General features: G+C 73.6%; 24 protein-coding genes and 1 riboswitch. Of the genes, 14 read left to right on the forward strand and 10 right to left on the reverse strand.

The features are described 5' to 3' along the window. Positions 1 to 81 precede the first annotated feature (81 nt). Positions 82 to 387 carry a hypothetical protein gene (locus tag C2865_RS15045; RefSeq protein ID WP_106399078.1) on the reverse strand — a complete coding sequence of 102 codons (306 nt, stop codon included), beginning with the start codon at positions 385 to 387 and terminating at the stop codon, positions 82 to 84. After that, complete coding sequence (locus C2865_RS15050) at positions 384 to 935, reverse strand: DivIVA domain-containing protein (protein ID WP_106399079.1); 552 nt, start codon at positions 933 to 935, stop codon at positions 384 to 386. Before C2865_RS15050 ends, C2865_RS15045 begins: the two co-directional genes overlap by 4 nt. 192 nt (positions 936 to 1,127) lie before the next feature. Between C2865_RS15050 and C2865_RS15055 the strand changes: the two genes are divergently transcribed. Both C2865_RS15055 and C2865_RS41420 read left to right on the forward strand, forming a co-directional pair. Continuing rightward, a complete protein-coding gene (locus C2865_RS15055) occupies positions 1,128 to 3,083 on the forward strand; it encodes a hypothetical protein (RefSeq protein WP_106399080.1) in 1,956 nt (651 codons plus the stop codon). Between the two features lie 17 nt (positions 3,084 to 3,100). Next, positions 3,101 to 4,192 carry a Swt1 family HEPN domain-containing protein gene (locus C2865_RS41420; RefSeq protein ID WP_106399081.1) on the forward strand — a complete coding sequence of 364 codons (1,092 nt, stop codon included), beginning with the start codon at positions 3,101 to 3,103 and terminating at the stop codon, positions 4,190 to 4,192. 3 nt (positions 4,193 to 4,195) lie between these two features. Here C2865_RS41420 and C2865_RS15065 read toward each other — a convergent pair whose 3' ends face one another. The 3 genes from C2865_RS15065 to C2865_RS15075 all read right to left on the reverse strand — a co-directional run bounded on the left by C2865_RS15065 (position 4,196) and on the right by C2865_RS15075 (position 7,291). Beyond that, the gene (locus tag C2865_RS15065; protein ID WP_106399082.1) at positions 4,196 to 5,122 is read right to left on the reverse strand and encodes a hypothetical protein; all 927 of its coding nucleotides are present in this window, start codon (positions 5,120 to 5,122) and stop codon (positions 4,196 to 4,198) included. A 76-nt stretch (positions 5,123 to 5,198) separates the two neighbouring features. Continuing rightward, positions 5,199 to 5,642 carry an NUDIX hydrolase gene (locus tag C2865_RS15070; RefSeq protein WP_198653336.1) on the reverse strand — a complete coding sequence of 148 codons (444 nt, stop codon included), beginning with the start codon at positions 5,640 to 5,642 and terminating at the stop codon, positions 5,199 to 5,201. Between the two features lie 47 nt (positions 5,643 to 5,689). Next, positions 5,690 to 7,291 (reverse strand): alkaline phosphatase D family protein, encoded by a 1,602-nt coding sequence (locus tag C2865_RS15075; RefSeq protein WP_106399083.1) that lies wholly within the window; start codon positions 7,289 to 7,291, stop codon positions 5,690 to 5,692. Between the two features lie 151 nt (positions 7,292 to 7,442). Between C2865_RS15075 and C2865_RS15080 the strand changes: the two genes are divergently transcribed. From C2865_RS15080 to C2865_RS15120, 9 genes are all read left to right on the forward strand, one after another. Continuing rightward, entirely contained in the window at positions 7,443 to 8,216 is a 774-nt protein-coding gene (locus tag C2865_RS15080) for a hypothetical protein (protein WP_106399084.1), read from the forward strand. Continuing rightward, a complete protein-coding gene (locus tag C2865_RS15085) occupies positions 8,213 to 9,304 on the forward strand; it encodes a hypothetical protein (RefSeq protein WP_106399085.1) in 1,092 nt (363 codons plus the stop codon). The genes C2865_RS15080 and C2865_RS15085 overlap by 4 nt, the downstream gene beginning before the upstream one ends. Then, on the forward strand, positions 9,301 to 10,794 hold the full coding sequence (locus tag C2865_RS15090; protein WP_106399086.1) for a hypothetical protein: 1,494 nt from the start codon (positions 9,301 to 9,303) through the stop codon (positions 10,792 to 10,794). Before C2865_RS15085 ends, C2865_RS15090 begins: the two co-directional genes overlap by 4 nt. Then, the gene (locus C2865_RS15095) at positions 10,781 to 12,082 is read left to right on the forward strand and encodes an AAA family ATPase (protein WP_106399087.1); all 1,302 of its coding nucleotides are present in this window, start codon (positions 10,781 to 10,783) and stop codon (positions 12,080 to 12,082) included. Before C2865_RS15090 ends, C2865_RS15095 begins: the two co-directional genes overlap by 14 nt. A 3-nt stretch (positions 12,083 to 12,085) precedes the next feature. Then, positions 12,086 to 12,210: riboswitch (cobalamin riboswitch) on the forward strand. An 84-nt stretch (positions 12,211 to 12,294) separates the two neighbouring features. Further along, positions 12,295 to 13,206 carry an ABC transporter substrate-binding protein gene (locus C2865_RS15100; RefSeq protein ID WP_106399368.1) on the forward strand — a complete coding sequence of 304 codons (912 nt, stop codon included), beginning with the start codon at positions 12,295 to 12,297 and terminating at the stop codon, positions 13,204 to 13,206. Positions 13,207 to 13,211: 5 nt separating this feature from the next. Continuing rightward, the gene (locus tag C2865_RS15105; RefSeq protein ID WP_106399088.1) at positions 13,212 to 14,252 is read left to right on the forward strand and encodes a FecCD family ABC transporter permease; all 1,041 of its coding nucleotides are present in this window, start codon (positions 13,212 to 13,214) and stop codon (positions 14,250 to 14,252) included. Further along, complete coding sequence (locus C2865_RS15110; RefSeq protein WP_106399089.1) at positions 14,249 to 15,010, forward strand: ABC transporter ATP-binding protein; 762 nt, start codon at positions 14,249 to 14,251, stop codon at positions 15,008 to 15,010. The genes C2865_RS15105 and C2865_RS15110 overlap by 4 nt, the downstream gene beginning before the upstream one ends. Continuing rightward, positions 15,007 to 15,711, forward strand: a complete 705-nt coding sequence (locus C2865_RS15115) for an adenosylcobinamide amidohydrolase (protein WP_232835606.1) — start codon at positions 15,007 to 15,009, stop codon at positions 15,709 to 15,711. Before C2865_RS15110 ends, C2865_RS15115 begins: the two co-directional genes overlap by 4 nt. Positions 15,712 to 15,768: 57 nt before the next feature. Further along, positions 15,769 to 16,878, forward strand: coding sequence for a hypothetical protein (locus C2865_RS15120; RefSeq protein ID WP_106399090.1), 1,110 nt, complete (start codon positions 15,769 to 15,771; stop codon positions 16,876 to 16,878). On the opposite strand, the gene C2865_RS15125 is transcribed toward C2865_RS15120, so the two are convergent. Further along, on the reverse strand, positions 16,830 to 17,456 hold the full coding sequence (locus C2865_RS15125; RefSeq protein ID WP_157963729.1) for a hypothetical protein: 627 nt from the start codon (positions 17,454 to 17,456) through the stop codon (positions 16,830 to 16,832). The genes C2865_RS15120 and C2865_RS15125 overlap by 49 nt on opposite strands. A gap of 82 nt (positions 17,457 to 17,538) precedes the next feature. Further along, entirely contained in the window at positions 17,539 to 17,751 is a 213-nt protein-coding gene (locus tag C2865_RS15130; protein WP_106399370.1) for a DUF2277 domain-containing protein, read from the reverse strand. 57 nt (positions 17,752 to 17,808) lie between these two features. Here C2865_RS15130 and C2865_RS15135 point away from each other — a divergent pair, with 57 nt between their 5' ends. Continuing rightward, the gene (locus tag C2865_RS15135; protein ID WP_157963730.1) at positions 17,809 to 18,555 is read left to right on the forward strand and encodes a GNAT family N-acetyltransferase; all 747 of its coding nucleotides are present in this window, start codon (positions 17,809 to 17,811) and stop codon (positions 18,553 to 18,555) included. 34 nt (positions 18,556 to 18,589) lie between these two features. Here C2865_RS15135 and C2865_RS15140 read toward each other — a convergent pair whose 3' ends face one another. Further along, the gene (locus tag C2865_RS15140) at positions 18,590 to 19,309 is read right to left on the reverse strand and encodes a protein phosphatase 2C domain-containing protein (RefSeq protein ID WP_106399093.1); all 720 of its coding nucleotides are present in this window, start codon (positions 19,307 to 19,309) and stop codon (positions 18,590 to 18,592) included. Between the two features lie 88 nt (positions 19,310 to 19,397). On the opposite strand from C2865_RS15140, the gene C2865_RS15145 reads away from it, so the two are divergent. Next, on the forward strand, positions 19,398 to 19,727 hold the full coding sequence (locus C2865_RS15145) for a PLD nuclease N-terminal domain-containing protein (RefSeq protein WP_232835607.1): 330 nt from the start codon (positions 19,398 to 19,400) through the stop codon (positions 19,725 to 19,727). Between the two features lie 164 nt (positions 19,728 to 19,891). After that, positions 19,892 to 20,698 carry an SAM-dependent methyltransferase gene (locus C2865_RS15150; RefSeq protein WP_106399095.1) on the forward strand — a complete coding sequence of 269 codons (807 nt, stop codon included), beginning with the start codon at positions 19,892 to 19,894 and terminating at the stop codon, positions 20,696 to 20,698. Here the strand turns inward: C2865_RS15150 and C2865_RS15155 are convergent. Then, positions 20,695 to 21,210 carry a hypothetical protein gene (locus C2865_RS15155; protein WP_106399096.1) on the reverse strand — a complete coding sequence of 172 codons (516 nt, stop codon included), beginning with the start codon at positions 21,208 to 21,210 and terminating at the stop codon, positions 20,695 to 20,697. The two genes, C2865_RS15150 and C2865_RS15155, sit on opposite strands and share 4 nt — an antisense overlap. 64 nt (positions 21,211 to 21,274) lie before the next feature. Further along, positions 21,275 to 22,204, reverse strand: coding sequence for an HlyD family secretion protein (locus tag C2865_RS15160; RefSeq protein ID WP_106399097.1), 930 nt, complete (start codon positions 22,202 to 22,204; stop codon positions 21,275 to 21,277). Positions 22,205 to 22,209: the final 5 nt, after the last annotated feature.

A 22,209-nucleotide genomic window follows, 5' to 3' on the forward strand; every position in this document is an offset into this window, starting at 1 on the left:
TGCCGGAAAGGATGAAAGTCCGGGAAGTTCACCTACACGAAGAACGTCTGATTCGTCGCCCACCGCGCCACTATCGCATGGTTAATTGAATTCTAGAGTACTTTCCTGATCACGACCATGTCTCGAGCGTTCCGCCAGCCCGGCCCGCCTCTCCTCCAGCAGCCACGGCCCCAGCAGCGCGTCCGGATCGATCCCCGCCGCGCGCAGCCGGCCGACCGCTGCGGGGACGCCCATCGGGCGCCGCTCCTGCGGCTCGCGCGCAGGCCGCCTGCGGACGGCCAGCCTGCGCCACACCGCGCACACCGCGCTGACCGCCAGGAACGCCACCACGAAGAGCAGCGGCAGGATCACCAGGTCCGCCGGGGAGGACGAGCCGTCCGCGATCATTCGCCCCTCCCCTGCCGCGGCACCAGGGTGTGCGCGCTGACCGGGCCCCGCCCGGCGTCCTTGGCCAGCACCTCCTCCAGCGCGTCGCGCACCCCGGCCAGCCCGGTGACCAGCCGCTCGTGCGCCTGCGCCAGCTCGCCGACCCGGGAGGCGACCTCCCGCTCCAGGGTCTCGGCCACCTGGTCCTCCAGCTCCCGCGCCCGCCTGCGCGCCTCGACGACCAGCCGGTCCGCCTCCATCGCCGCCTCCCGCACCTTCTCCCGCGCCTCCTCGTCCATGCGGTCCGCCAGTTCCCTGGCACTGAGCAGGGTCAGCTCCGCCTGCTCGACCGACTCCTCCCTGCGCTGCTCGGCCGCCTCGCCCGCCAGCCGCAGCAACCGGGCCACCGCGCTCTCCCCCACCGGGGAGGAGCCGATCACGGTGACGTCGCCGGTGCCGCCGGAGCGCGTCCGCAACTCCCTGCGCACCTCGGCGACGAACGCGTCCACCTCGCGGCGGGAGTATCCGAACAACCGGATCCCGAACTCGGGTTCTCGTACCTCGGCCATGGGGCGCAGATTATTGAGCGCGGCGGCTCCGCGGGCCGTGACTCGGACCCGGAGGGCGCAATCTTTGCCCAAGAGGGGCGTCGGGGGGAGAAAGCACATAGGATTTTGGAGCCATCCGCTCCCCGACCCGTCACTGGAATGATGCCGACCATCAGGCTTTACCAGGCAGTTCTGCGTGATCCGGGACCGACCTTGGGCAAACGGCTGCGCCGGGCCTTCAGCACCTGGCTGGCCGGCCAGGGTTTCCCGGAGATCCCGATCAGCCCGCACGTGGAGTACACCCACCAGGACCGGCGCGCCTGCCTCGAGGCGCGTCCCGGTTGCGGTCGCTTCGTGCTGCTGGACGCCCGGCTGCGCACCAGGGTGACGTACGCGCAGAGCTCCGGGCGGATGACGGGCTGGGCGGTGGTGACCGTCGAGCAGCACGCCGGCGCGCCGGTGGAGGCCTACGCGCCGGGCTTCGTGCCGGTCTACCTGGCCACCGAGCGCATCACCGACGGGGCGGTCCAGCTCTTCGCCGCCGCCGAGGAGTCCGACGAGGACGGGGTGGTGCACCTGCTGGCGGAGCTGGCCAGGCCGCGCCGCCGGGTGCCGGTCGTGGTGGTGTCGGCGGACGCCAGGCACCCGCAGGCGGCACGGGCCAACGCCGCCTACCTGGCGGCGCGGGTGGCCGGAACGGCCCAGGTGGTGTGGCTGGCCGACCTGCGCGCCCAGGACAGGTTCAACGACGGCGTCGGCGCCGAGTGCGCGGTCTACGGCGGCGGGGTGCGCACCTACCTGGCGGGCTGGCGCCCCGGCGAGGAGACCTACCCCGACCGGCACCGCGTGATGGGCGGCCGGATGTTGCGGGACCGGGGCGAGGCCGCGCTGGACCTGGCCGCCGGGTACATCATCGGCGAGACCGCGCCGCAGAAGCTCCCCGACGAGCTGCGCGAGCCGTACCGGCTGGTCGGCCGGATCCTGCAGGGCGAGATCCCGCCGGAGGCGCTGCACGCCGGGGCGGCCGTCCGGCCGCGGCCCGCGCCGCCGCCCTTCGCCGACTCCGAGCTCTACCGCAAGATGATGGCGCTGGCCACGGCCAAGTCCGCCGAGGCGGGCCAGGCCGCCGAGGCGGTGCCCCGGCCGCGGCCCGCCGAGCCCGGCCCGCCGCCGGAGCGGCCGCCCGCGCCGCCGCCCGCCGCCCAGCCCGCGCTGGACCTGGACCTCCTGGCGCAGACCGTCGCCGACCGGGTGGCCGAGCGGCTGGCGGGGCTGGCCGACACCGTCGCCGGGACGGTCGGCGCGGGACTGCACGACGAGCTGGAGAGCATGCTCGAGCTCATCACCGCCGACCCCCAGGAGCTGGTGCGCCAGATGCGCACCATGAGCAGCCATGTGGCGACCCTGACCCACGAGCTGAAAGAGGCGAGGGAGGGCCGCCGCCACGCCGACTCCCGCCGGGACGAGGCCGAGAGCGAGACGGCCCGCCTCGAGGACGAGGTGGAGCGGCTGCGCCGCCACCAGGCGGGGCTGGAGCGCGACCTGTCGGAGGCCACCGCGCGGGAGCGGCGGCTGGCCGAACGGGTACGGCGGCTGGAGGCCGACCTGCACGCCCGCGACCGGCGGACCGGTGATGCGGGCAGGGCCGCGGCCGCCGACCCCGTGCCGGAGACGCCCGCCTCGCTGGTGGACGCGCTGTACGCGGCCGAGACGCTCACCCACGTGGTGATCGGCGAGACCACGCACGAGGCGGGCCTGCTCGACCTGGCCTACCCGGGGCTGCGCCGGGTCTGGGCGGGCAAGGCCTGGGACGCGCTGTGCGCGCTCGACGACTACGCCAAGGCGCGCTCGGGCGGCGAGTTCCAGGGCGGCTTCCGCGACTGGTGCCTGGTCGGCGCCGCGGGCCGCCGGGTCATCTCCGCGGCGCTGCTGGCGATGAAGGAGTCCGACTCGGTGTCCGGGCGGGAGAAGTTCGCCGCGCCCCGCACCTTCCCGGTGCCGCCCGAGGTCGACCCGTCGGGCAAGGTGTTCATGCCCGCCCACATCAAGCTGCGCAAGACCGGCACCCCCGCGCCGCGCATCCATTTCCACGACGACGCCGGCGGCGCCACCGGGAAGGTGTGGGTCGGCTACGTGGGCGACCATCTCCCCAACACCCGGACGAACTGATCGGTTAGGCTGCCCCGGTGGCGGGCAACCAGGAACGCGTCGGGCGCGGGCTCGAACTGGTCGGCCGCGGTCTGCGTCCGTACGTGGACCGCCAGATGACCAACCGGTACGGCCCCGGCTGGCTGGCCGAACGCGCGGAGCGGGACGCCGAACGGCTCGGCAGGCCGGTGCGCCACGACCTCCAGGACACCCGGCTGCTGCTGTCCCTCCTCACCGAGGAGGAGTTCTTCGCCGAGATCATCCCGCCGCCGGGCACCGCGCTGGCCGCGGACGTCATCGCGGTCGGCGACCGGCTGGGGTTCCGCCCCTTCCAGGACGCCGAGGCCGCGCAGGCGCTGCGGCTCATGGCCCAGTTGCTGCGCCTCGTCGGCGCCCGCGACCTCTCCGCCGAGGTCCAGGGGCTGCTCCTCGCACCCCGGCCCGCCCAGGCCGAGGACGCGCCGGTCTCGTTCGAGAAGAAGGACCAGCGCGGGTCGGCGCGGCCGCGGGTGGCCTTCGGCCGCAAGCCCAAGGCGCCCGCCAAGGCCCCCGCCGGAACGGCGGCCGAACCCGCCGCCGGGAGATGGAGTCTCGAGCGGCTGCGCCTGGTCGCGATGGTCGCGGCAGGGCTGGCCCTGCTCGTCATCATCCGCGTGTACGGGTCGGACGCGTCGCCCGACCCCCACGAGGGCGCCTACGCCTCCCTCGACGAGGGCGCGGAGATCGCCTCGTACGAAGGCATCGAGCTCCCCGACGGCTTCCGTCTCGTGATGCTCGACGATCCGGAGCACCCGAAGGAGGGCGCCTACCGGGACGGCGGCGGCGACCTCTACCACCAGGCGAACATCCTCACCGCCCCCGACCGCAGGCTGGCGGTGCTGCCCCGCGGCGCCGAGAGCTCCTACCGGGCGTGCCGTGCCGCCGTGCCCGGCGAGGCCGTCGAGCCCGGCGGCACCGACGAGCCCAGCAAGGCCGACCTCACCGCCGACCAGGCCAGGCGGGGAGTCCGCTTCTGCGTCACCACCGACGAGGGCGCGGTCGGCCTGTTCACCGTCACCGGCCGCGGCGCCGAGCCCGAGCGCGCGGTGCGGCTCGACCTGACGGTCTGGAAGGGCCCGAAGCCGGAGTGACGCTCAGGCGTCGGGCCAGAAGGCCGCGAAGAGCGCGTCGTCACGCGCCGCCGTCCAGTCGTGGTCGCGCAGGTACGCCAGGACGTCGTTGACGTGCTCGGCGGGGATGCGCTCCCTGCCGGTCTCCCAGTCCCGCTCCAGCGGGCCGAACAGCTCGCGGAACGCCGCGTCGGCCCACGGCCCCCGGACGGTGGGCATGGAGCGCCAGTCGCCGTCGCCGAAGCAGGGGTGCTCGGTCACGTCGAACGGCTGGTCGTCGGCGGGGCGCACCGCGTTCCACAGGTCCTGGGTGGAGCGGGTGCGCAGGAACTCCTCGTCCACGTCCTCGTGCGCGCGGCAGACGAGCTCGACGTAGTAGTCCAGGCAGCGGCGGCGGTCGTCGACCTCAAGGCCCCGCTCGCGCGCCTCGCCGTAGGTGCGGGCGCTGAACGCCGCCCCGACGTGGGCGGTCGCGGCGCTCGCCTCGTCGCGGTACATCACGTACAGGTCCTCGCCGTGGACGCCGAGGACGAGCTCGGACGCGTCCGCGCCCCGTACGGGCGGCTCCGCCGCGCCGGGTTCGCGGTAGTCGCCCTTGTCCCCCGGAAAGAGGGGCGCGCCGGTGTAGACGCCCGCGAGCCGCCCGATGCCCCTGGGGAGGTTCATCCGGCGCGGCGGCGGGGAGGACGGCAGCCACGCGCCGGGAGCGCCGCAGCTGTAGAGCATGACGCGGGAGCCGGTGCCGTAGTAGGCGACGCTCCAGCCGCGTTCCAGCCAGGAGTCGACGGTGGACAGGAAGTGCTCCCTGCCGGACGGGCTGTTCAGCCGCGCCTCGCGCCATGCCTCCAGCGCCAGCCGCCGGGCCTGCACCGCCGGGAGTTCGCGCACGGGCCCCGACGGCCGTTCGGGGACGGCCGCCATGGGATTGCTGAGCTCCGGGACGCCCGGCAAAAACCGCTCCTGATCGGTCGACGGCACTCGACATTCTGTTCTATCCCATGAACGCGCGTCCCGCCAGGGTCCGTCCTCAGCCGCCCCGTGCGTCCCGCCACATCCCCAGGCCGACGTCCACCAGGGCGACGTGCTCCAGCGCGGGGACGTCCGACAGCCGGAACCACTCGGCCCGGTCGGTGGAGTTGTCCACCTCGTGCCGCAGTTCGCCGCCGGTGCGCTGCACCTCGTAGACGATGCGCAGGCTCTGGTGGTCGACGATCTCGCCGTCCCAGTCGCGGTCGGGGATGTGCAGGGAGTGCACGCCCAGCAGCCTGACGACGCGGCCGGTGTAGCCGGTCTCCTCCGTCAGCTCGCGCAGCGCGCCGTCCACCGGGTCCTCGCCGTGCTCCAGGCCGCCGCCGGGCAGCGTCCACCGGGGGATGTCGCCTCCGATGAACCGGGCGAGCAGGATCCGGTCCTCCTCCACGCAGATCCCGTAGGCGGCCACCCGGAGATTCTTCCTGATCTGCTGCGTCACGCCCCGAGTCTCTCACCCGGGGCGTGACCGTGTCCGGCCGGTCCCGCTCAGCCCCAGACGCGTTTGATCTTCTGCGTCCCCGAGACGCCGGTGAAGGACACCGCCTTGCGCGCGGAGGTGTCGGCCTTCTTGCGGTCCGCCAGGAAGTACCAGTCCATCCGCACCTGTTCGCGGCGGACCTCCAGGACGCAGTACCCGTGGGAGTCCAGGTTCGTCCAGCGGACGTGGCGGTTGGTGTTGGCGATGGCGGTCTCGGCCGCCAGGGAGACGGTGCGCGGCCTGACGCCGAGCATGTCGTCGATGTTGTCGCTGGCCACCGACGGCACCACGAACTCGGTGGCCACGGACGGGCTCCGCGGGTAGGTCGCGGCCTTCAGCGGGACCTCGCTGGCCCAGCTCGTGTGGATGTCGCCGGTCAGGAAGACGGTGTTGGTGATGCCGTTCTCCCTCAGGTGCCCCAGCAGTTCGGCCCGGTCGGCGGCGTACCCGTCCCACTGGTCGGAGTTGAGCACGAGGCCGCCCTGGGGGATGCCCAGCAGCCGGGTGAGCGGGCCGAGGACCTCCGCGGTGACCGCGCCGAGTTTCAGCGGGCTGACCATGACCGAGTTGCCCAGCAGCCGCCAGCGGGTCCGGCTCTCGGTGAGGGTCTGCTTGAGCCAGTCCATCTGGGCGCGGCCGGTGAGGGTGCGGGCGGGGTCGTCCACGGCCAGGCCGTTCGCCTGTTCGGAGCGGTGGCTGCGCAGGTCGAGCAGGGTGAGTTCGGCGAGCTTCCCGAACCGCAGGGAGCGCTGCAGCACGCCGCCCTGGCCCCAGCGGACCGGCATCCACTCGTCGTAGGCCTGCCGTGACGCGGCCTTGCGCGCCTCCCACGGGCCTTCGGTGTCGGGCGTGTGGTTCTGCGCACCGCCCTCCCAGGCGTTGTTGGCCGACTCGTGGTCGTCCCACACCACCATCCACGGGTAGCGCGCGTGCAGTGCCTGCAGGTCCGGATCCGTCTTGTACTGGGCGTGCCGCTGCCGGTAGTCGGCGAGGGTGATGATCTCGTGCGCGGGCTGGTGCAGCCGGACGTTCTTGGCGTCGACGGCGGGAGCCGCGGCGTACTCGTAGATGTAGTCGCCGAGATGGATGACCCCGGTCAGGTCGTCGCGGGCGGCGAGGTGCCGGTAGGCGCCGAAGTAGCCGACCTCCCAGTCCGAGCAGGAGACGACGCCGAACTTCAGCGACTCGACGTCCGCGCCGGAGGCGGGTGCGGTGGAGGTGCGCCCGGCGGGCGAGTGGGCGTCCAGGTAGGAGAAGCGGTAGTGGTAGCCGGTGCCGGGGCGCAGTCCCTGCACGTCCACCTTGACGGTGTGGTCGCGCTCGGGGCCGGTCGTGAGGGTGCCGCTCGCCACCACGGCGGTGAAGTCCGCGTCCTCGGCGACCTGCCAGCCGACCTCGGCGGAGGGTCCGGTTCCGCTTCCGGGCAGGGATTCGGGGGTGGGCGTCACCCTCGTCCACAGGACGACGGCCTGGGGCAGCGGGTCGCCGGAGGCGACACCGTGCTGGAAGTAGGGGGTGGGGGCGGCGTGCGCGGCGGCCGGGGCGAGAGCGGCCACCGCGACGCCCGCGCCGCCGAGTTTCAGCGCTTCACGGCGATTCAGCTGGGTCACGAAGTGAAACTATTTCGACTTAAAGGTGCCGAACAGACCAATGAGGCGACCGTCATCGGCCGTTCACACGGTCTTCCGGAAAAACGCGCGACACGCCTGGGATTGCTGGAAAACCCTGGAACTCCAGGGAAGATCCGCTACTGTCTGCGCCATGTCCGACTCCCCCGATCAGCTGGAACGGCGCATCGGCGAACTGCGCTCACGGGTGAGGCGGGCGGTGGCCGACGGGGACCGGTCGCTCGCCCGGGAGCTGCGCGCCGAACTGCGCCGCACCGAGCGGCTCTGGGACACCGCCGTGATGGCGCCGTCCGCGCCCGAGCAGTCCCGGGTGATCCCGGTGCGCGAGCAGGTGCACCACGCGCTGAACCTGCTGGAGGTGCCCGCCGCGCCCAAGCTCATCCTCGGCGTCCACGAGGCGTTCTTCTCCGGTGAGCTGGCCTCGGGCCAGCTCACCAGCCTGCGGCGGGACGAGGAGCGGTCCTTCCGGTCGGGCCCGCACGCCCGCCCGTACTACCTGTGCGCCGCGCTCACCGCCGACCTGCTGGCCCCCGCGCGGGGCCTGCTGGCGCTCAGCACCTGGCCCGCGGCACGGCGCATGATCGGCCCGCTCAGTCCCCGGGTGGACTTCCTCACCGCCGCGCTGCGCGTCACCGAGCACCTGGAGCGGCTGGACGCCGAGCCGGGCCCGGCCGCGCGCCGGCTGCTGTGGCGGTTCGCCGCCGGGATCCCCCGGGCCACCGGTCCGCGCGGATCCGTCGAGCCCGCCGGGGTGCGCGCCGCCGCGCACGCCGAGCTCGACGTCCATCTGGCCGCCGACACCGCCTCCCGCCAGGAGGCCGCCGAGCGCGCGGCCGAGCTCGACCCCGCCACCCAGCTCTTCGGCGCCCGCCTGCAGGGCGCACGTGCCCAAGGAAACCGTCCATGACTCCGATTTCAGCGCTCGACACCAGGCTCGACCGCATGCGCGGCGAGGCCCCCCCGCGCAACCACGACGCCCGCAGCATCGCGGCGCTCACCACCAACCCGGGCTGCGCGCGCCGCGCGGTGCTGGACGCCGCCGGCGCCGACAAGGGGGAGATCGCCCGGTACCTGGGCCACGGGATGCCGTTCGGGCAGTCCCAGTTCGCCATCACCCGCGGCAACGCCTTCGAGGCCCTGGTGAAGAACGACGGCTGCGCCCAGCTGTACGGGCTGCTGCGCGACAAGCTGGAGCTGCCCGTCCCCGAGTCGTCCTACGCCGACCTGGAGGAGGTCGGCGGCAACGCCAGCCGCGAGGTGCGCTACACCCGCACCAAGCAGCTGCTCAAGCGGGCGGTCGAGGGCGAGGGCACCCTGTTCGACCACCCGCTGCTGCGGCTGGAGGTCGGCGGGCACCTGGTCTACCTGGAGCCCGACGTCATCGCCTTCCGGCTGCAGGACCGCTTCCACGTGGTGGAGATCAAGTCGTTCCCGGTCATCGACGGGCGCGCCGACCCCGAGCAGGTGGCCGCGGCCGCCCGCCAGTCCGCCGTCTACGTCCTGGCGCTCCAGCGGATGATGGCCGAGCTGGGGCAGCCCGAGAGCCTGGTGGCCGAGGAGGTCGTGCTGGTCTGCCCGGAGAACTTCTCCAACCGGCCGACCGCCACCCTGGTGGACGTGCGGCCGCAGCTGAGCGTGATCCGGCGGCAGCTGCGGCGGATGACCCGCATCGAGGAGCTGCTGGACGCGCTGCCCGAGGACCTGTCCTTCGAGCTCGACGAGGGCCTGGAGTCCTCGCTCACCCGCGTCCAGGCCCGGTACGCGCCCGCCTGCATGTCCACCTGCGACCTGGCCTTCTTCTGCCGGTCCGAGGCCCGCGCCTGCGGCGCCACCGAGGTGCTGGGGCGCCAGCTCGGCGACCAGCTCGGCGGGATCACCCGGATCGAGGACGCGCTCGCCCTGGCGGACGGCACGCTCACCCCGCCGGAGGACCTGGAGGAGATCGCCGCGGAGCTGCGCGAGGCCCGCAGGCTCCTGGCGGAGCTGCGCGCATGAGCCTGCTCAGCGCGCTGGCCCGGATGGAGGCGCTGCGGAGCGGGCGGGCGGTGCCGCTGGCCACCGTCCGGCACGTCCGGCTGGCCGAGCACCCGGTGGTGCTGGTCCCGCTGCGGCTGGCCGGTGAGGCCGCCGCGCCGCTGGCCGTGATGGCGGGCACCCGCAGGCACGATCCGCGGCTGTTCGTGGTGCCGCAGCCGCGCAACCGCGACCTGCGGTTCGCCTTCTTCGCCGACCTGGCCGGGGTGGTCATGGGGGCCGTCGCCGCCGCCCAGGCCTCGGCCGAGACGCTGGAGATCAAACGCGGCGAGCGCAAGGGCGAGACCTACCAGCGGTTCCTGGACGCGCCGCAGCTGCTGGTGCCCAACCGGGGCGGCATCGAGTTTTTGCGGCTGACCGGCCGCTCCACCCGCTTCCGCCAGGTCGACGGCGAGTGGCCGGTGCCCGAGGAGGTGCCGCTGCTGGGCCGCTGGCTGACCTGGTTCGCCGACCGGTCGGACTACCCGGGCTCCAGCGTCCTGTGCGCGATGACCGACCTGCTGTCCCTGCACTGGGCGACAGGGCAGAGCCCGCTGGAGGACGGCAACCTCGCCGCGCAGCTCGGCTGGATCGAGCCGCCGGACGGGCTCACCGGCCTGGACGCGGCGCGAGAGGCCGAGGACCCGCTGCTGCAGCCGCCCGCCGGGCCCGCCACCGACCCGTCGTTCGACAACGAGGTGCTGGCGCCCCTCATCGCCGCCTACGACCTGGCCGAGGAGGACGGGCCCGCCCGCGAGTTCGCCGCCGAGCGCATCGCCAAGGCGCTGTCCACCCAGCTCGAGCCGACCTGGGAGCTGATGTGGCGCGGGGTGGAGCTGCTGCGCTCCCTCCCGGAGGCCGCCGGCGTCCCGCAGCGCTTCGAGGGCGACCGCCAGTCCTTCACCACCTTCGAGGAGTCCCTGGCCGAGGGCGCCCCGCAGGCCCGCAGGGACGGGGCGGTCGCCGCCGCGCGGCGGCTGGCCTCGCTGGAGGGGGCGGCCTCCCGGTACGCCGTCCAGCGCGCCCTGGACGACCCGCTGGTGCTGGCCGAGCGCCGGCTGGCGGGCGAGGCGTTCCACGGCGAGGTCGTGTGGACCGATCCGGACAACGTCAACGAGAAGGGGCTGCGCCGCCCGCTGGTGCAGATCGCCACCGACGACAGGCTGCGCGTGGAGCCCGGCAAGATCGTGTACAACGCCGCCCGCACCCAGAAGGCCGAGGTGCTGGAGGTGGCCGACGGCGAGATCCTGCTGCGCATCGAGAACGGCATGGGCAACTCCCGCAAGCCCAACCCGGGCTCGATCCCCGAGCCCGGCGACCGGATGTGCTTCACCACCTTCACCGACGAGTTCCGGCCTTCGGCCAACCTGCCCGATCCGGAGGAGACGCCCTGGACGCACGGCGGGCCGCCCGAGGCCTACGAGCCGCCGAACGAGACGACCGCCGAGGAGATGAGCCATGAGTCAGCCTGAGCCGCCCGGCGCGCGGGCCGACGCGGTCGTCTCGGACGTGCTGGCGCTCCTGACCGGCGGCGAGCACCGCGGTGTCGTCGTGGACTCCCCGCCGGGCGCGGGCAAGTCCACCCTGGTGGTGCGGGCCACGCTGCACCTGACGGACGCCGGTGAGCGGCTGATGATCGTGGCGCAGACCAACGAGCAGGTCGACGACCTCATCGAGCGGTTGTGCGCCAAGGCCCCCGAGCTGGTGATCGGCCGCCTGTCGGCCGGGGACTACCAGCCCAGCGACCGGGTGAAGCGGCCGAACGTGCTGGTCAGCCCGAAGTCCGACGCGCTGGCCGGGGTGCCGGTCGTCATCGCGACCGCGGCCAAGTGGGCCACCCTCGCCGAGGGCACCTGGCCGTGGGCGATCATCGACGAGGCGTACCAGATGCGCTCGGACGCGCTGCTGCGCATCGCCTGCCGGTTCGAGCGGGCGCTGTTCGTGGGCGACCCGGGGCAGCTCGACCCGTTCTCGACCGTGGACGCCGAGCGCTGGGCGGGCCAGTCCTGGGACCCGACCCAGTCGGCGGTGTCGGTGCTGCTGGCGCACAATCCCGAGCTCCCCGTCCGCCGGCTGCCGGTGTCGTGGCGGCTGCCGGCGTCGGCGGCACCGGTCGTGTCGGACGCCTTCTACCCCTACACCCCCTTCGAGGCCGGCACCGGGCCCGGCGACAGGCTGCTGCGCTTCGGCGCCACGGGCATGGGCGCCCACGACGACGTGCTGGACATCGCGGCGGCGTCCGGCTGGGGGCTGTACGAGCTGCCCGCGCGGCACACCATCAGGACCGACTCCGAGGCCGTTGCGGCGACGGCGGCGCTGGCCGTCCGGGTGCTGCAGCGCGGCGCGGTCGCCGTCTCCGGCGGGGAGGAGTCGCCGGTGACGGCCGAGCGGGTCGCGGTCGGCGCGGCCCACCGCGACCAGGTCGCCGCCATCAAGCAGCTGCTGCAGGGCACCGGCATCACGGTGGACACCGCCAACCGGCTGCAGGGCCGCGAGTACGACGTGACGGTCGTGCTGCACCCGCTGTCGGGGCGGCGCGACGCGACCGAGTTCCACCTCCAGGCCGGGCGGTTGTGCGTGCTGGCCTCGCGGCACCGGCACGCCTGCCTCGTGGTGGCGCGGGCGGGCATCCCGGAGCTGCTGGACGCCCACCCCTCGACCGGGCCGGTCCACCTGGGGGTGCCGATCAAGTTCCCGGACGGCTGGGAGGCCAACCAGTCGGTGCTCGCCCATCTGGAGTCCTACAAGGTCGCCGTCTGACGGCTTTCCGCAGGCTGGTACGGTTCATCCGCGCGCGTGAGCGAAGTCCGGTGAGATTCCGGCGCTGTCCCGCAACTGTGGTGGCCCCGCGAGGGGCCGAGCCAGGCCGCCTTCCGCGCGTGACGAACCTGCCCTCGGAAGAAGGGTGAGCCGTTCCCTTCCGGGCCTGCTCGCCCGCTCCGGCGGGCGACCCCCTACGGAAGGTTGTGAAGATGCGGCGCATCATCGGCGCGCTCCTGCTTCTCGTCCCGCTGGCCGCGGGATGCGGAGGCTCCGCCGAGAACGCGGACGGCGCGGACCGTCCGGCCACCGGCTCCCGCACCATCGAGGCCGCCAACGGCACCGTCACCCTGCCCGCCGCCGCCGGGCGCATCGTCTCGCTGTCCCCCACCGGGACCGAGATGCTGTTCGCGATCGGCGCGGGTGAGCGGGTCGTGGCGGCCGACGACTACTCCACCTACCCCGAAGAGGCGCCGCGCACCGAGCTGTCGAGCTACCAGCCGAACGCCGAGGCCGTCGCCGGGTACAAGCCGGACCTCGTGGTCCTGTCCAACGACCAGAACGGCATCCTGGCCGCCCTGGAGAAGCTGAAGATCCCGGTCCTGCTCGAACCGGCCGCCGCGAGGCTCGACGACTCCTACGACCAGATCACCGACCTGGGCGCGGCGACCGGGCACGAGAAGCAGGCCGCCGACCTCGTCGCGGACATGAAGAAGCGCATCGACGCCGCGGTGAAGGCAGCGCCGGACGGCACGGGCCTGACCTATTACCACGAGCTGGACACGAGCCTGTACACGGTGACGTCCAAGACGTTCGTCGGGCAGGTCTACTCCCTGTTCGGGCTGGAGAACATCGCCGACGCGGCCGACAAGCAGGGCGGCGGCTACCCGCAGCTGTCCGCGGAGGCCCTGCTGGAGGCCGACCCGGGGCTGATCTTCCTGTCGCACCCCAAGGGCACCGGCGAGTCGGCGGACAGCGCCGCGAAGCGGCCCGGCTGGTCGGGCCTGTCCGCGGTGAAGGACGGCAACGTGTTCACGCTGGACGACGACGTCGCCTCCCGGTGGGGCCCGCGCCTGCCCGACCTGATCGAGGACATCTCCGCGGCCGTCGAGCAGGCGGCCTGAGCACGATGCGGGACCGGCCGGCCGTGGAGGCCGCGGTGAAGGCCCGGCCCCGGCGGCTGCGCCCGGTCCCGCTGGCCGCCGCGGTGGCGGTGCTGCTCGCCGCCATGACGGCCGGCCTCCTGGAGGGCGCGGCCTCCCTGCCGCCCGGCGAGGTCCTGCGCGCGGTGTTCGGCCTGGACAGCACGCTGTCCCCGATGGAGCACGCGCTGCTGACCGAGCTGCGGCTGCCGCGCGTGCTGCTGGGCGCCCTCGTCGGCGGGCTGCTGGCGCTCGCGGGCGCCGGCTACCAGGGGGTGCTGCGCAACCCGCTGGCCGACCCGTACCTGCTGGGCGCCTCGACCGGGGCGGGGCTCGGCGCAACCCTGGTGATCGTCCATCTGCCGGTGGCCGCCTCCTACGGGGTGCCGGTGGCGGCGTTCACCGGAGCGCTGGGGGGCGTGGCCCTGGCCTACGCGCTGGGCCGGGCCGCCGGGCCCGGCACGGGCACCCTGATCCTGGCCGGGGTCGCGGTCTCCTCTTTCCTGGCGGCGGTGCAGACCTTCGTCCAGCAGGCCGGGGTGGACCGGCTGGAGCAGGTCTACTCCTGGCTGCTGGGCGGGCTGGCCGGGGCGTCCTGGCAGTCCCTGGGCATGATCCTGCCCTATGCGCTGGTCTCCACGGCGGTGCTGCTGGTGCACGGCAGGCTGCTGGACGTGCTGGCCGTCGGCGACGACGAGGCCGCCTCGCTGGGCGTGGACGCCGCCCGGATCCGGCTGGTGGTGCTGGCCGCCGCGTCGCTGGCGACCGCCTCCGCGGTGGCGGTCAGCGGGCTCATCGGGTTCGTGGGCATCGTGGTGCCGCACGCGGTCCGGCGGCTGGCGGGCGGCTCCTACCGGATCCTGCTGCCGTTGTCGCTGCTGGCGGGCGGCGCCTTCCTGGTGGTGGCCGACCTGCTGGCCCGCACCCTGCTGGCGCCGGGCGAGCTGCCGCTGGGCGTGCTCACCGCGTTCATCGGCGCCCCCTTCTTCCTGGCGATCCTGCGTTCCACCCGGGGCAGGGCGTCGTGATCGCCGTGTCGGGTCTGGACGTGGTGCGGGACGGCCGTCCCGTGCTGCGGGAGGTCGGGCTGGACGTCGCGGAGGGCTCCTGGACCGCGGTGATCGGACCGAACGGGGCGGGCAAGTCGACGCTGCTCCAGGCGGTCGCCGGGCTGCTGCCCCACACCGGGCGGATCCGGCTCGACGGGCGCGAGGGCCTGCGCGGGCGGGAGCGGGCGCGCACCGTCGCCTACGCCCCGCAGAACCCGCTGCTGCCCGAGGACCTGACCGTGCTGGACTACACGCTGCTGGGCCGCTCCCCCTACATCCCCTACCTGGGACGCGAGCGCGCCGAGGACAGGGAGATCGCCGAACGGGCGCTCCTGCGGCTCGACCTCGCGGACTTCGCCGGGCGGCGCCTGGGCCGCATGTCCGGCGGGGAGCGCCAGCGGGTGGTGCTGGCCCGCGCGCTGGCCCAGCAGGCGCCGATCCTGATGCTGGACGAGCCGACCACCGCGCTGGACCTGGGCCACCAGCAGCAGGTGCTGGAACTCCTGGACGAGCTGCGCCTCACCGAGGGCCTGACCGTCCTGACCACCCTGCACGACCTGGGCACCGCCGCCCAGTACGCCGACACGCTCGTGCTCGTCTCCGGCGGCCGGGTCGCGGCCTGCGGGACGCCCGCCGAGGTGCTCACCGCCGATCTGGTCGGTGCTCACTTCGGCGCGAAGGTGAGCGTGACGCGCGGCCCGGACGGACGTCCCCGTCTCGCCTTGGAGCGGCCTTGAGAATCCAGACGGTGTGGCGCCCGGAGGGCGGCGGCGAGCTCCCCGCGCTGGTGTGGCGGCCCGGACCGCGCCGGATGATCTCCTCGGGGCTGCTCGGCGGCGGGATCGGCCCGGCCGGCTGGGTGCTCAACGCCCAGGTGCCCGGCGCCTACGCGCGGATGGACCCGCTGGCCCACCTGCGGGAGCTGGCCGCACGGTTCGGTCTGGACGGGCCGGGCGTCGGGCTGCTGACCGCCGCCGAGGTGCGCGCCTTCCGCCAAGGGCACGACGGGGGCGTGTCGGCCACGGCGACCGTGGGGCTGCGGGTGCCGACCTGGGCGGCCGCCCCCGAGGGCAGGCCCGACCCCGTCCTGGCCCCTGCCGTGCCCGAGCAGTTCCGGCCGGGCACCATCAACATCGTCGTGTCCGTCCCCGTCGCGCTGGAGGACGCCGCCCTGGTCAACGCGGTGCTGACCGCGACCGAGGCCAAGACCCAGGCGCTGCTGGAGGCCGGGTACGACTGCTCGGGCACCGCCAGCGACGCCGTCTGCGTCGCCGCCCCCGACGGCGGGGATCCCGAGCCGTTCGCCGGCCCCCGGTCGGTGTGGGGGGCGCGGATCGCGCGGGCCGTGCACGCGGCCGTCCTGGCGGGCGCGCACGACTACACCCGGCGGTTGAACGCGGGACCTTCTTCCCCAGGAAATCTTCCCGAATTGGGTTAGAGTCGGGGCCGAGAGGATCAAGAAGGTCTCAAGAGTGCCTACAGGTCGAGGAGCGCCATGACCATCGCCCTGGTCCTGCTCTGCGTGGTGGTCGGGGCCCTGGAGCTTTACGCCGCCCGTCAGGCCAAGTACCAGACCGAGGCGTTCCTCAGCCGGGTGAAGGAGCTGCACTCGCTGGTCCGCCGGCAGAACCAGACGCTGGAGAGCACGGGCAGGCAGCTGAACGACGAGCTCGGCGAGGTCAGGCAGCGGCTGCCCGGCCTGGACCTGCGGGTGAACCAGCACGGCGGGCGCATCGACGAGCTCGCCGCCCTGCTGCACCGCACCGAGGAGTACATCCGCGCCCAGGCCATCCGGCTGCACGAGCTGGAGAAGCAGCGCGACGCGCTGGCCGAGCTGCGCGGCAGGCTCGCCGACATGGAGAACGCCTCCTTCCCCGTCGCGGTGCCGGCGATCGCGGGCCAGGTCGCGCCCGACGCCCGGGTGGAGGCCGCGCTCACCCGGATCTCCGACCTGGAGCACAACCGCGCCCAGATGCTCGGCCTGCAACGCGACCTGTCCCGGGCGCTGGAGGACGTCGAGGACGTCGTCACCGACCTGATGCGGCACACCTCCGGCGAGCTCGACCGTGCCATCACCGCCACCCTGGAGCCGGGCACGGAGCCGGTCACCACGGTGGGCGGCTCGCTCATGTGCGCCGACCCCGCGCTGCGCGACGTGCTCGCCGACGTCTACGAGCGGTGCGTGGAGGGCAGCGGCCTGAGCGTGCGGTTCAAGACCGCCGAGGAGCACCTCACCCGCTACTACCTGACCGGGCGGGTCCTGGAGGAGCTGGGCGGCGGCTACACCGCGCTGCTCATCTCGCTGACCATGGACGTGGGCTCGCCGTCGCTGCGCCGCAGGCTGCCCAGCGACGAGGCGTCGGTGAAGGCGCTGCTGCGCGCCCTGCACGAGTCGGCGGGCGCGGTGGCGCGGATCGGCCCCCTGGTGGCCGCCGGGACCCCCGACTCCCTGGTGGCCGCGGTGCTCACCCACGCGCAGAGCCTGGAGTTCGACCGGCAGGACTTCCCTGCCGACCCGGCGGGCACCGCCGCCCGGCTACGGAGCCTGCCGGTGCATCAGCTGTGGGACCTGACGGCCTGGGCGGGCAGGCCCGCCGCCGGGTAGGCCTGGACGCGCACCGAGCCGCCCTTCTCGGCCGCCCCGCCGTTGCCCGCGCGGGGCTCCAGCCCGACCAGCAGCCGCGCCACCGGGACGCGGGTGGCGGGGTCGAGTTCGACGCCCAGCCCGAAGCCGTTCTCGGGGTCGAGGAACACCACGTCCTGCAGCGACCGGGCCGCCCGCACGGCGGGTCCCGCGGAGTCGGCCTCCTCGGGGTCGTAGAGGGTCTCGTAGGTCAGCCTGCGGGCGTAGCGAACGAGCGAGCCGGCGTCCACGACCCGGCTGCCCACGGCGGCGACCGGCCCGGCGATGGCGATGCCGATGACGCCGCCGCCCTCGCCGCGCACGAAGATCTCGCGGTCGGGCTCCCGCCGCGGCCGCTCCCTGCGCACCTGCAGCCCGAAACCCGTGCCGTCGACGTGGACGGGCACCGGGAACGGCGCGGGGCGGGCGGAGACCCGCACCTCGCCCGGGGTCACGGTGTAACCCGGGAGATACAGTTGCAGCCCTTTGACCAGCAGCTTCCACACCGCGCGGCCCGTCAGTTCGGTACGGAACCACTGCTCTTCCGAGACATGACCCATGGTGACCATCGTGGGTCTCCTACCCGTTTCCGCACAAGACTTTCAAGAACGTCCAGAGAAACGGAGATTCCTGCCCCGCGCGCTACGCCCGGCCGCGCACCTTCAGCTCCGCCAGCAGCTTCGCGGTGGCCAGGGCCACCTCCTCGACCGCCGTCTCGAAGGCCTCGGCGTTGTGCGCGGCGGGGGCGCGGAACCCCGAGATCTTCCTCACATACTGCAGTGCCGCCGCCCGCACGTCCTGCTCGGTGACCTCTTCGGTGTACGGCGGCCGCAGCGTCTTGATGCTTCTGCACATCTCCCCATCATCGGTTATTCCGGCGCGTCGCGGGGGATCGGCGTCTACGGTGTGACCGTGATCGAGCTTTCGGAGACCGAGCAGGTCCGCGACTGGTTCCGCCCGGAGGTGCCCGGACCGCTGATCGGCCCGCACGTGCTGCGGACGGGACACGGCCGGATCCTGGTGGACGACCCGGTCGAGCCGGGGACGGTGCTGGCCGAGACCGGGGGCGGCAACTACGACCTGAGCGGCGACCCGGCCGGGCTCGGCCGGGCCGTGCTGCCGCACGGCTTCTACCGGACCGACGAGGACTTCGCGCCGCTGCTCGCCGAACGGTCCGGCCCGCTGTACCGCTGGCCCCGCGTCATCTACGAGCTGGACCGCGCGCCCCGTCCGGTGCCGACGGTCGCCGCCGAGCTGCGCGTCCTGACGCTCGGCGACGTGCCCGCGCTGGCGGGTCTCTCCCCGGAGCTGCAGTGGATCACCGAGACGTGGGGCGGGCACGCGGGCGCCGCCGCCTCCGGGCTGGCCGTGGGCGCCTTCGTCGGCGGCAGGCTGGTCTCGGTCGCCGTCCCCTTCTACCTCGGCGACCGGTACGAGGACCTCGGCGTCGTCACCGAGGACGGCCACCGGGGGCGCGGCCTGTCGGCCGCCTGCGCCGCCCGGGTCGCCGAGGGCGTCCTGAGCCGGGGTCGGCGGCCGTCCTGGTCGACCTCCCCCGACAACCAGGGCAGCCGCAGGGTCGCCGCCAAGCTCGGCTTCCGCTTCGTCCGCGAGGACCAGCTGTACGTGACGGGCTACCCGCCGCCGCCCGGCGCCTAGCGGCCTCCTCCAGGGCAGGCCGCGGGTGCGGGCCTCAGAAGACGCACAGAGCCGCGGTGGCGTCGTCGTGGCGCTTGTGGCGCGGCCAGCGCCGGCAGTGCGGATCGGCGTCCTCGGTCTCGCGGGTGCGGCGGATGAGCGCTCCGGGGCCCTCGCCGCCGAGCACGCCCATGAGGTCCTGCCAGCCCAGCAGCCGGAACCGCTCGGCCAGCCGGGCCGCGCCGTCGGTGAGCAGCGCCGCCCGGTGCAGCGCCCCCGCCGGACGCGCCCCGGTGAGGGCGTGGGACGCGGCCCTGAGGTCGGCCGCGGCGTACGTCCGCGCGTTGGGCACCGAGACGACCTCCAGGCTGTCCCCGGAGTCCAGCAGCAGCGTCGAGTCCGCCAGCACCAGGTGCTCCACCGTGCCGCCTCCCTCGCGCAGCGCCACCACCGTCGCCGCGGGGGTGGCCGGATGGCCCAGGTCGCAGGTGCGGACGTGCCGCGCGGCCACCGAGTCGATCGCCCGCGCCAGCAGCGGGCGCAGCCCCTCTCCCCGGTCCTCCGGCCTGCCCGGCGGGCTCTCCAGGAGCCGGGTGAGCAGTTCCAGGCCGAGGGTGCGCGCGTACCAGGCGGTACCGTGTCGGCAGCCCAGGTCCGTGCCCGGCGGCAGGCTGCAGCCGTCGAGCACCACCACCGCGCCCGCCGCGGCGGCCACGAAATCCTCGTTCGGCCAGTCCCGCCCCGGGACCGCCTCCGTCGCCCAGCTCACCCGCATGCCCCTCGCCTCCTGCTGGAAGAGACGCTGTTTCCAGTGCCGGAGTTCGACTACCGTTTTCCTCTCAGCTTCATGGAAAGGTCCGACCGTGCCGATTCTCTTCGGAGGCTTCAGCCTGCTCCTGGTAGCACTGTGGATCTACTGCATCTTCGATGTGGTGACCACCGACGCCCAGGACTGCCGGAACCTCCCGAAACCGCTCTGGCTGCTCATCGTCCTGGTGCTGCCCGACCTCGGCTCGATCGTCTGGCTCATCGCGGGGCGCCCGCGCGTCGTCGCGCTCCGGGACCGGCCCCGGCCGGCCGCTCCGACGCCGCCCGACGACGACGAGGACTTCCTGCGCGGCCTGCGCGAGAAGGTCGAGGAGCAGCGGCGCAAGGCGCGCGAGCAGCAGGACCGCGCCGACGAGCAGGAGTGACCTTCGCGGCAGATGTTCCTCCATCACACCCTTTGTCCGGAAGTCACTGACTTATTCGACGAGAGGTGTGATGTTTCCTGTGAAGTCGGTGGTTCACGGGATGCCGACTGCGTAAGGTGGGACGTCCACAGGATCTTCCCCTCCGCACCAGCGAGGAATCCGCCATGGCCGACGAGCACGCCCCGCCCGGCATCGACGTCAACACGCCGAGCTTCGCCAGGGTCTACGACTACTTCCTCGGGGGCAAGGACAACTTCGCCTCCGACCGCGAGGTCGCCGACCTGGTGATGCAGTTCGTGCCCGAGGCGCCCGTCGTGGCGCAGGGCAACCGGGTCGCCATCGAAAGGGCCGTGCGCCACCTGGCGGGCCTGGGCGTCACCCAGTTCGTCGACATCGGCTCCGGGCTCCCGACCTCCAGCAACGTGCACCAGTACGCCACGGAGGCCCACCCCGACGCGAAGGTCGTCTACGTCGACAACGACCCCATCGTGCTGGCGCACGGGCGGGCGCTGCTCACCGAGGACGGGGTCGCCTCGTTCATCCAGGGCGACCTGTACGAGCCGGAGAAGATCTTCACCGACCCGCGCCTCACCTCGCTCATCGACCTGAGCCGCCCGGTCGGGCTGATCCTCGCCGCGATCATCCACCACGTGCCCGACGATCAGGACCCGCGCGGCACCGTCATGCGCCTGCACGAGTTCCTGGCGCCCGGCAGCCACATCATGCTGACGCACCTGCACGACTCGGGCGACGACCCGCGCGTGGAGGAGGCCAAGAAGGTGCTCCAGACCGGCCTCGGCGGCTCCTACTTCCGCGGCGCGGAGCAGATCCTGTCCTTCATGGACGGGCTGACCGTCCTGGAGCCCGGCGTCACCCACTGCACCGCCTGGCGCCCCGACGGCCCGGCGGGCGACCTGGAGCACCCCCTGCACACCCAGATGGCCGCGGTCCTCGGCCGCAAGGACGCCTAACGCGCGGGCGTCACGGTGATCTGGTCGCCCCGCACGGTCACCGCGGCACCCGGCTCGATGTCCTTGACCGTGCCCTCCCGGGTGGTGGTCACCCGTGTCCCGTCGCCGACCTTCACCTCGACGGTCCGCCCGTCGGAGGTCTTCACCTCGATGGTCGCACCGGCGACCTTGCTGACGGTGCCCGTCGTCGCCTCTCCGCCACCGGGGAAACGGCCGCCCGGAGCTCCGGGGAAACCGCCGCCCTGGTCCTGGAGAACCGGGGTGCCGGGGAAGCCGCCGCGGGTGGAAGGGCCAGGCCGGCCCGGGGCCGCGGCGGAGGCGTCCCCGCCGCCCCACTGCCGGTCGGCATGGACGCCACCGATGAAGCCCGCGACCGCCACCACCCCCGCGCCCAGGCAGAGGGTGACCAGGGGGATCTTCGCCCGGGGCGGGTGGACGGCGAGCGCCTCCTCCAGGGTGTCCTCGAAGGGGGGTTCGTCCAGCACTTCCCGCGGACTCATCTGCTCCGGCATGGCAGGCAGCATCCGGCCGCCGTCTGGGGGAATCCTGATCGCCCGATGAGAGGACGATGAGAGATCAGCCGGCCTTCACCTCGACGGTGACCGGGGACCCGACCCGCGTTCCGGAGGGGATCTCGCTCAGGGAGACCAGCACCTCGTAGCGCACCACGCTGGTGGAGGAGGCCTGGAAGCCGCCGCCCGGACCCGCGGAGGACTCCGTTGAGCCGACCGGCACCGGCGAGACGGAGAGGACCCGGCCGCTGATCGTCTTGCCCAGCGAATCGAAGGTGACCGAAGCTTTCTGGCCCTTCTTCAGGCGAGCGGTGTCGGCCTCGCTGAACTCGGCGCCGACCCGCAGGCTCGCGGTGTCCGTCAGGGTGAGGGCGGTGCCGCCGGAACGGACCTCCTGGTCCACGGTCACCGACAGCGCGGTGACCATCCCGGCGAACGGGGCGTGGATCTTGGTGCCGGCGACCTCCCGCTGCGCCTTGGTGTAGGCGTTCCTCGCCTCCACCATCAAGGCGTAGGCCCGGGCCACGGTCCGGACGGCGCCGCCCTGACCGTTCTGGCCCGTGCCCTTGGTGTCCTCGGTGCCGGACTGCGCCGTGCTCGCCGTCGTGGAACCGCCCTCCTTGACCTCTTTGTAGCTCTTCTGCGCCGCGACGTAGGCACTGTAGGCGGCGTCGAGGTTCTCCTCGGCGGTGGTGGGGTCGACGGTCCCCAGCAGGTCGCCCTTGGCGACCTTGCTCCCCACCTTCACCTTCAGCGCGGTGACGACGCCGCCCGTGGTGAAACCGAGGTCGCGCACCCGGGAGCTCCGCACCGTCCCCGACGCCGACACGCCGTCGCCGGAGGAGGCCGGCGCGGCCGGGGCCGGGGCGCTCGGAGCGGCCGCCGCCGGGGCGGGATCCGAGCCGCCGCCGGAGAAGACCGCAAGACCCCCTCCGACGAGCATCACGCTCAGCACCCCGCCCGCGATGGCGGTCTTCTTCTCGATGGACTTCATCGTTC

The organism is Actinocorallia populi, from assembly GCF_002995495.1.
Taxonomy (GTDB): domain Bacteria; phylum Actinomycetota; class Actinomycetes; order Streptosporangiales; family Streptosporangiaceae; genus Actinocorallia; species Actinocorallia populi.

Excerpts from the sequence above, each read along its gene's own strand:
- C2865_RS15045 (WP_106399078.1), bottom strand. The coding sequence starts at position 387 with ATGATCGCGGACGGCTCGTCCTCCCCGGCGGACCTGGTGATCCTGCCG.
- C2865_RS15050 (WP_106399079.1), bottom strand. The coding sequence starts at position 935 with ATGGCCGAGGTACGAGAACCCGAGTTCGGGATCCGGTTGTTCGGATAC.
- C2865_RS15080 (WP_106399084.1), top strand. The coding sequence starts at position 7,443 with ATGTCCGACTCCCCCGATCAGCTGGAACGGCGCATCGGCGAACTGCGC.
- C2865_RS15085 (WP_106399085.1), top strand. The coding sequence starts at position 8,213 with ATGACTCCGATTTCAGCGCTCGACACCAGGCTCGACCGCATGCGCGGC.
- C2865_RS15090 (WP_106399086.1), top strand. The coding sequence starts at position 9,301 with ATGAGCCTGCTCAGCGCGCTGGCCCGGATGGAGGCGCTGCGGAGCGGG.
- C2865_RS15095 (WP_106399087.1), top strand. The coding sequence starts at position 10,781 with ATGAGTCAGCCTGAGCCGCCCGGCGCGCGGGCCGACGCGGTCGTCTCG.
- C2865_RS15100 (WP_106399368.1), top strand. The coding sequence starts at position 12,295 with ATGCGGCGCATCATCGGCGCGCTCCTGCTTCTCGTCCCGCTGGCCGCG.
- C2865_RS15105 (WP_106399088.1), top strand. The coding sequence starts at position 13,212 with ATGCGGGACCGGCCGGCCGTGGAGGCCGCGGTGAAGGCCCGGCCCCGG.
- C2865_RS15120 (WP_106399090.1), top strand. The coding sequence starts at position 15,769 with ATGACCATCGCCCTGGTCCTGCTCTGCGTGGTGGTCGGGGCCCTGGAG.
- C2865_RS15125 (WP_157963729.1), bottom strand. The coding sequence starts at position 17,456 with ATGGGTCATGTCTCGGAAGAGCAGTGGTTCCGTACCGAACTGACGGGC.
- C2865_RS15130 (WP_106399370.1), bottom strand. The coding sequence starts at position 17,751 with ATGTGCAGAAGCATCAAGACGCTGCGGCCGCCGTACACCGAAGAGGTC.
- C2865_RS15140 (WP_106399093.1), bottom strand. The coding sequence starts at position 19,309 with ATGCGGGTGAGCTGGGCGACGGAGGCGGTCCCGGGGCGGGACTGGCCG.
- C2865_RS15150 (WP_106399095.1), top strand. The coding sequence starts at position 19,892 with ATGGCCGACGAGCACGCCCCGCCCGGCATCGACGTCAACACGCCGAGC.
- C2865_RS15155 (WP_106399096.1), bottom strand. The coding sequence starts at position 21,210 with ATGCCGGAGCAGATGAGTCCGCGGGAAGTGCTGGACGAACCCCCCTTC.
- C2865_RS15160 (WP_106399097.1), bottom strand. The coding sequence starts at position 22,204 with ATGAAGTCCATCGAGAAGAAGACCGCCATCGCGGGCGGGGTGCTGAGC.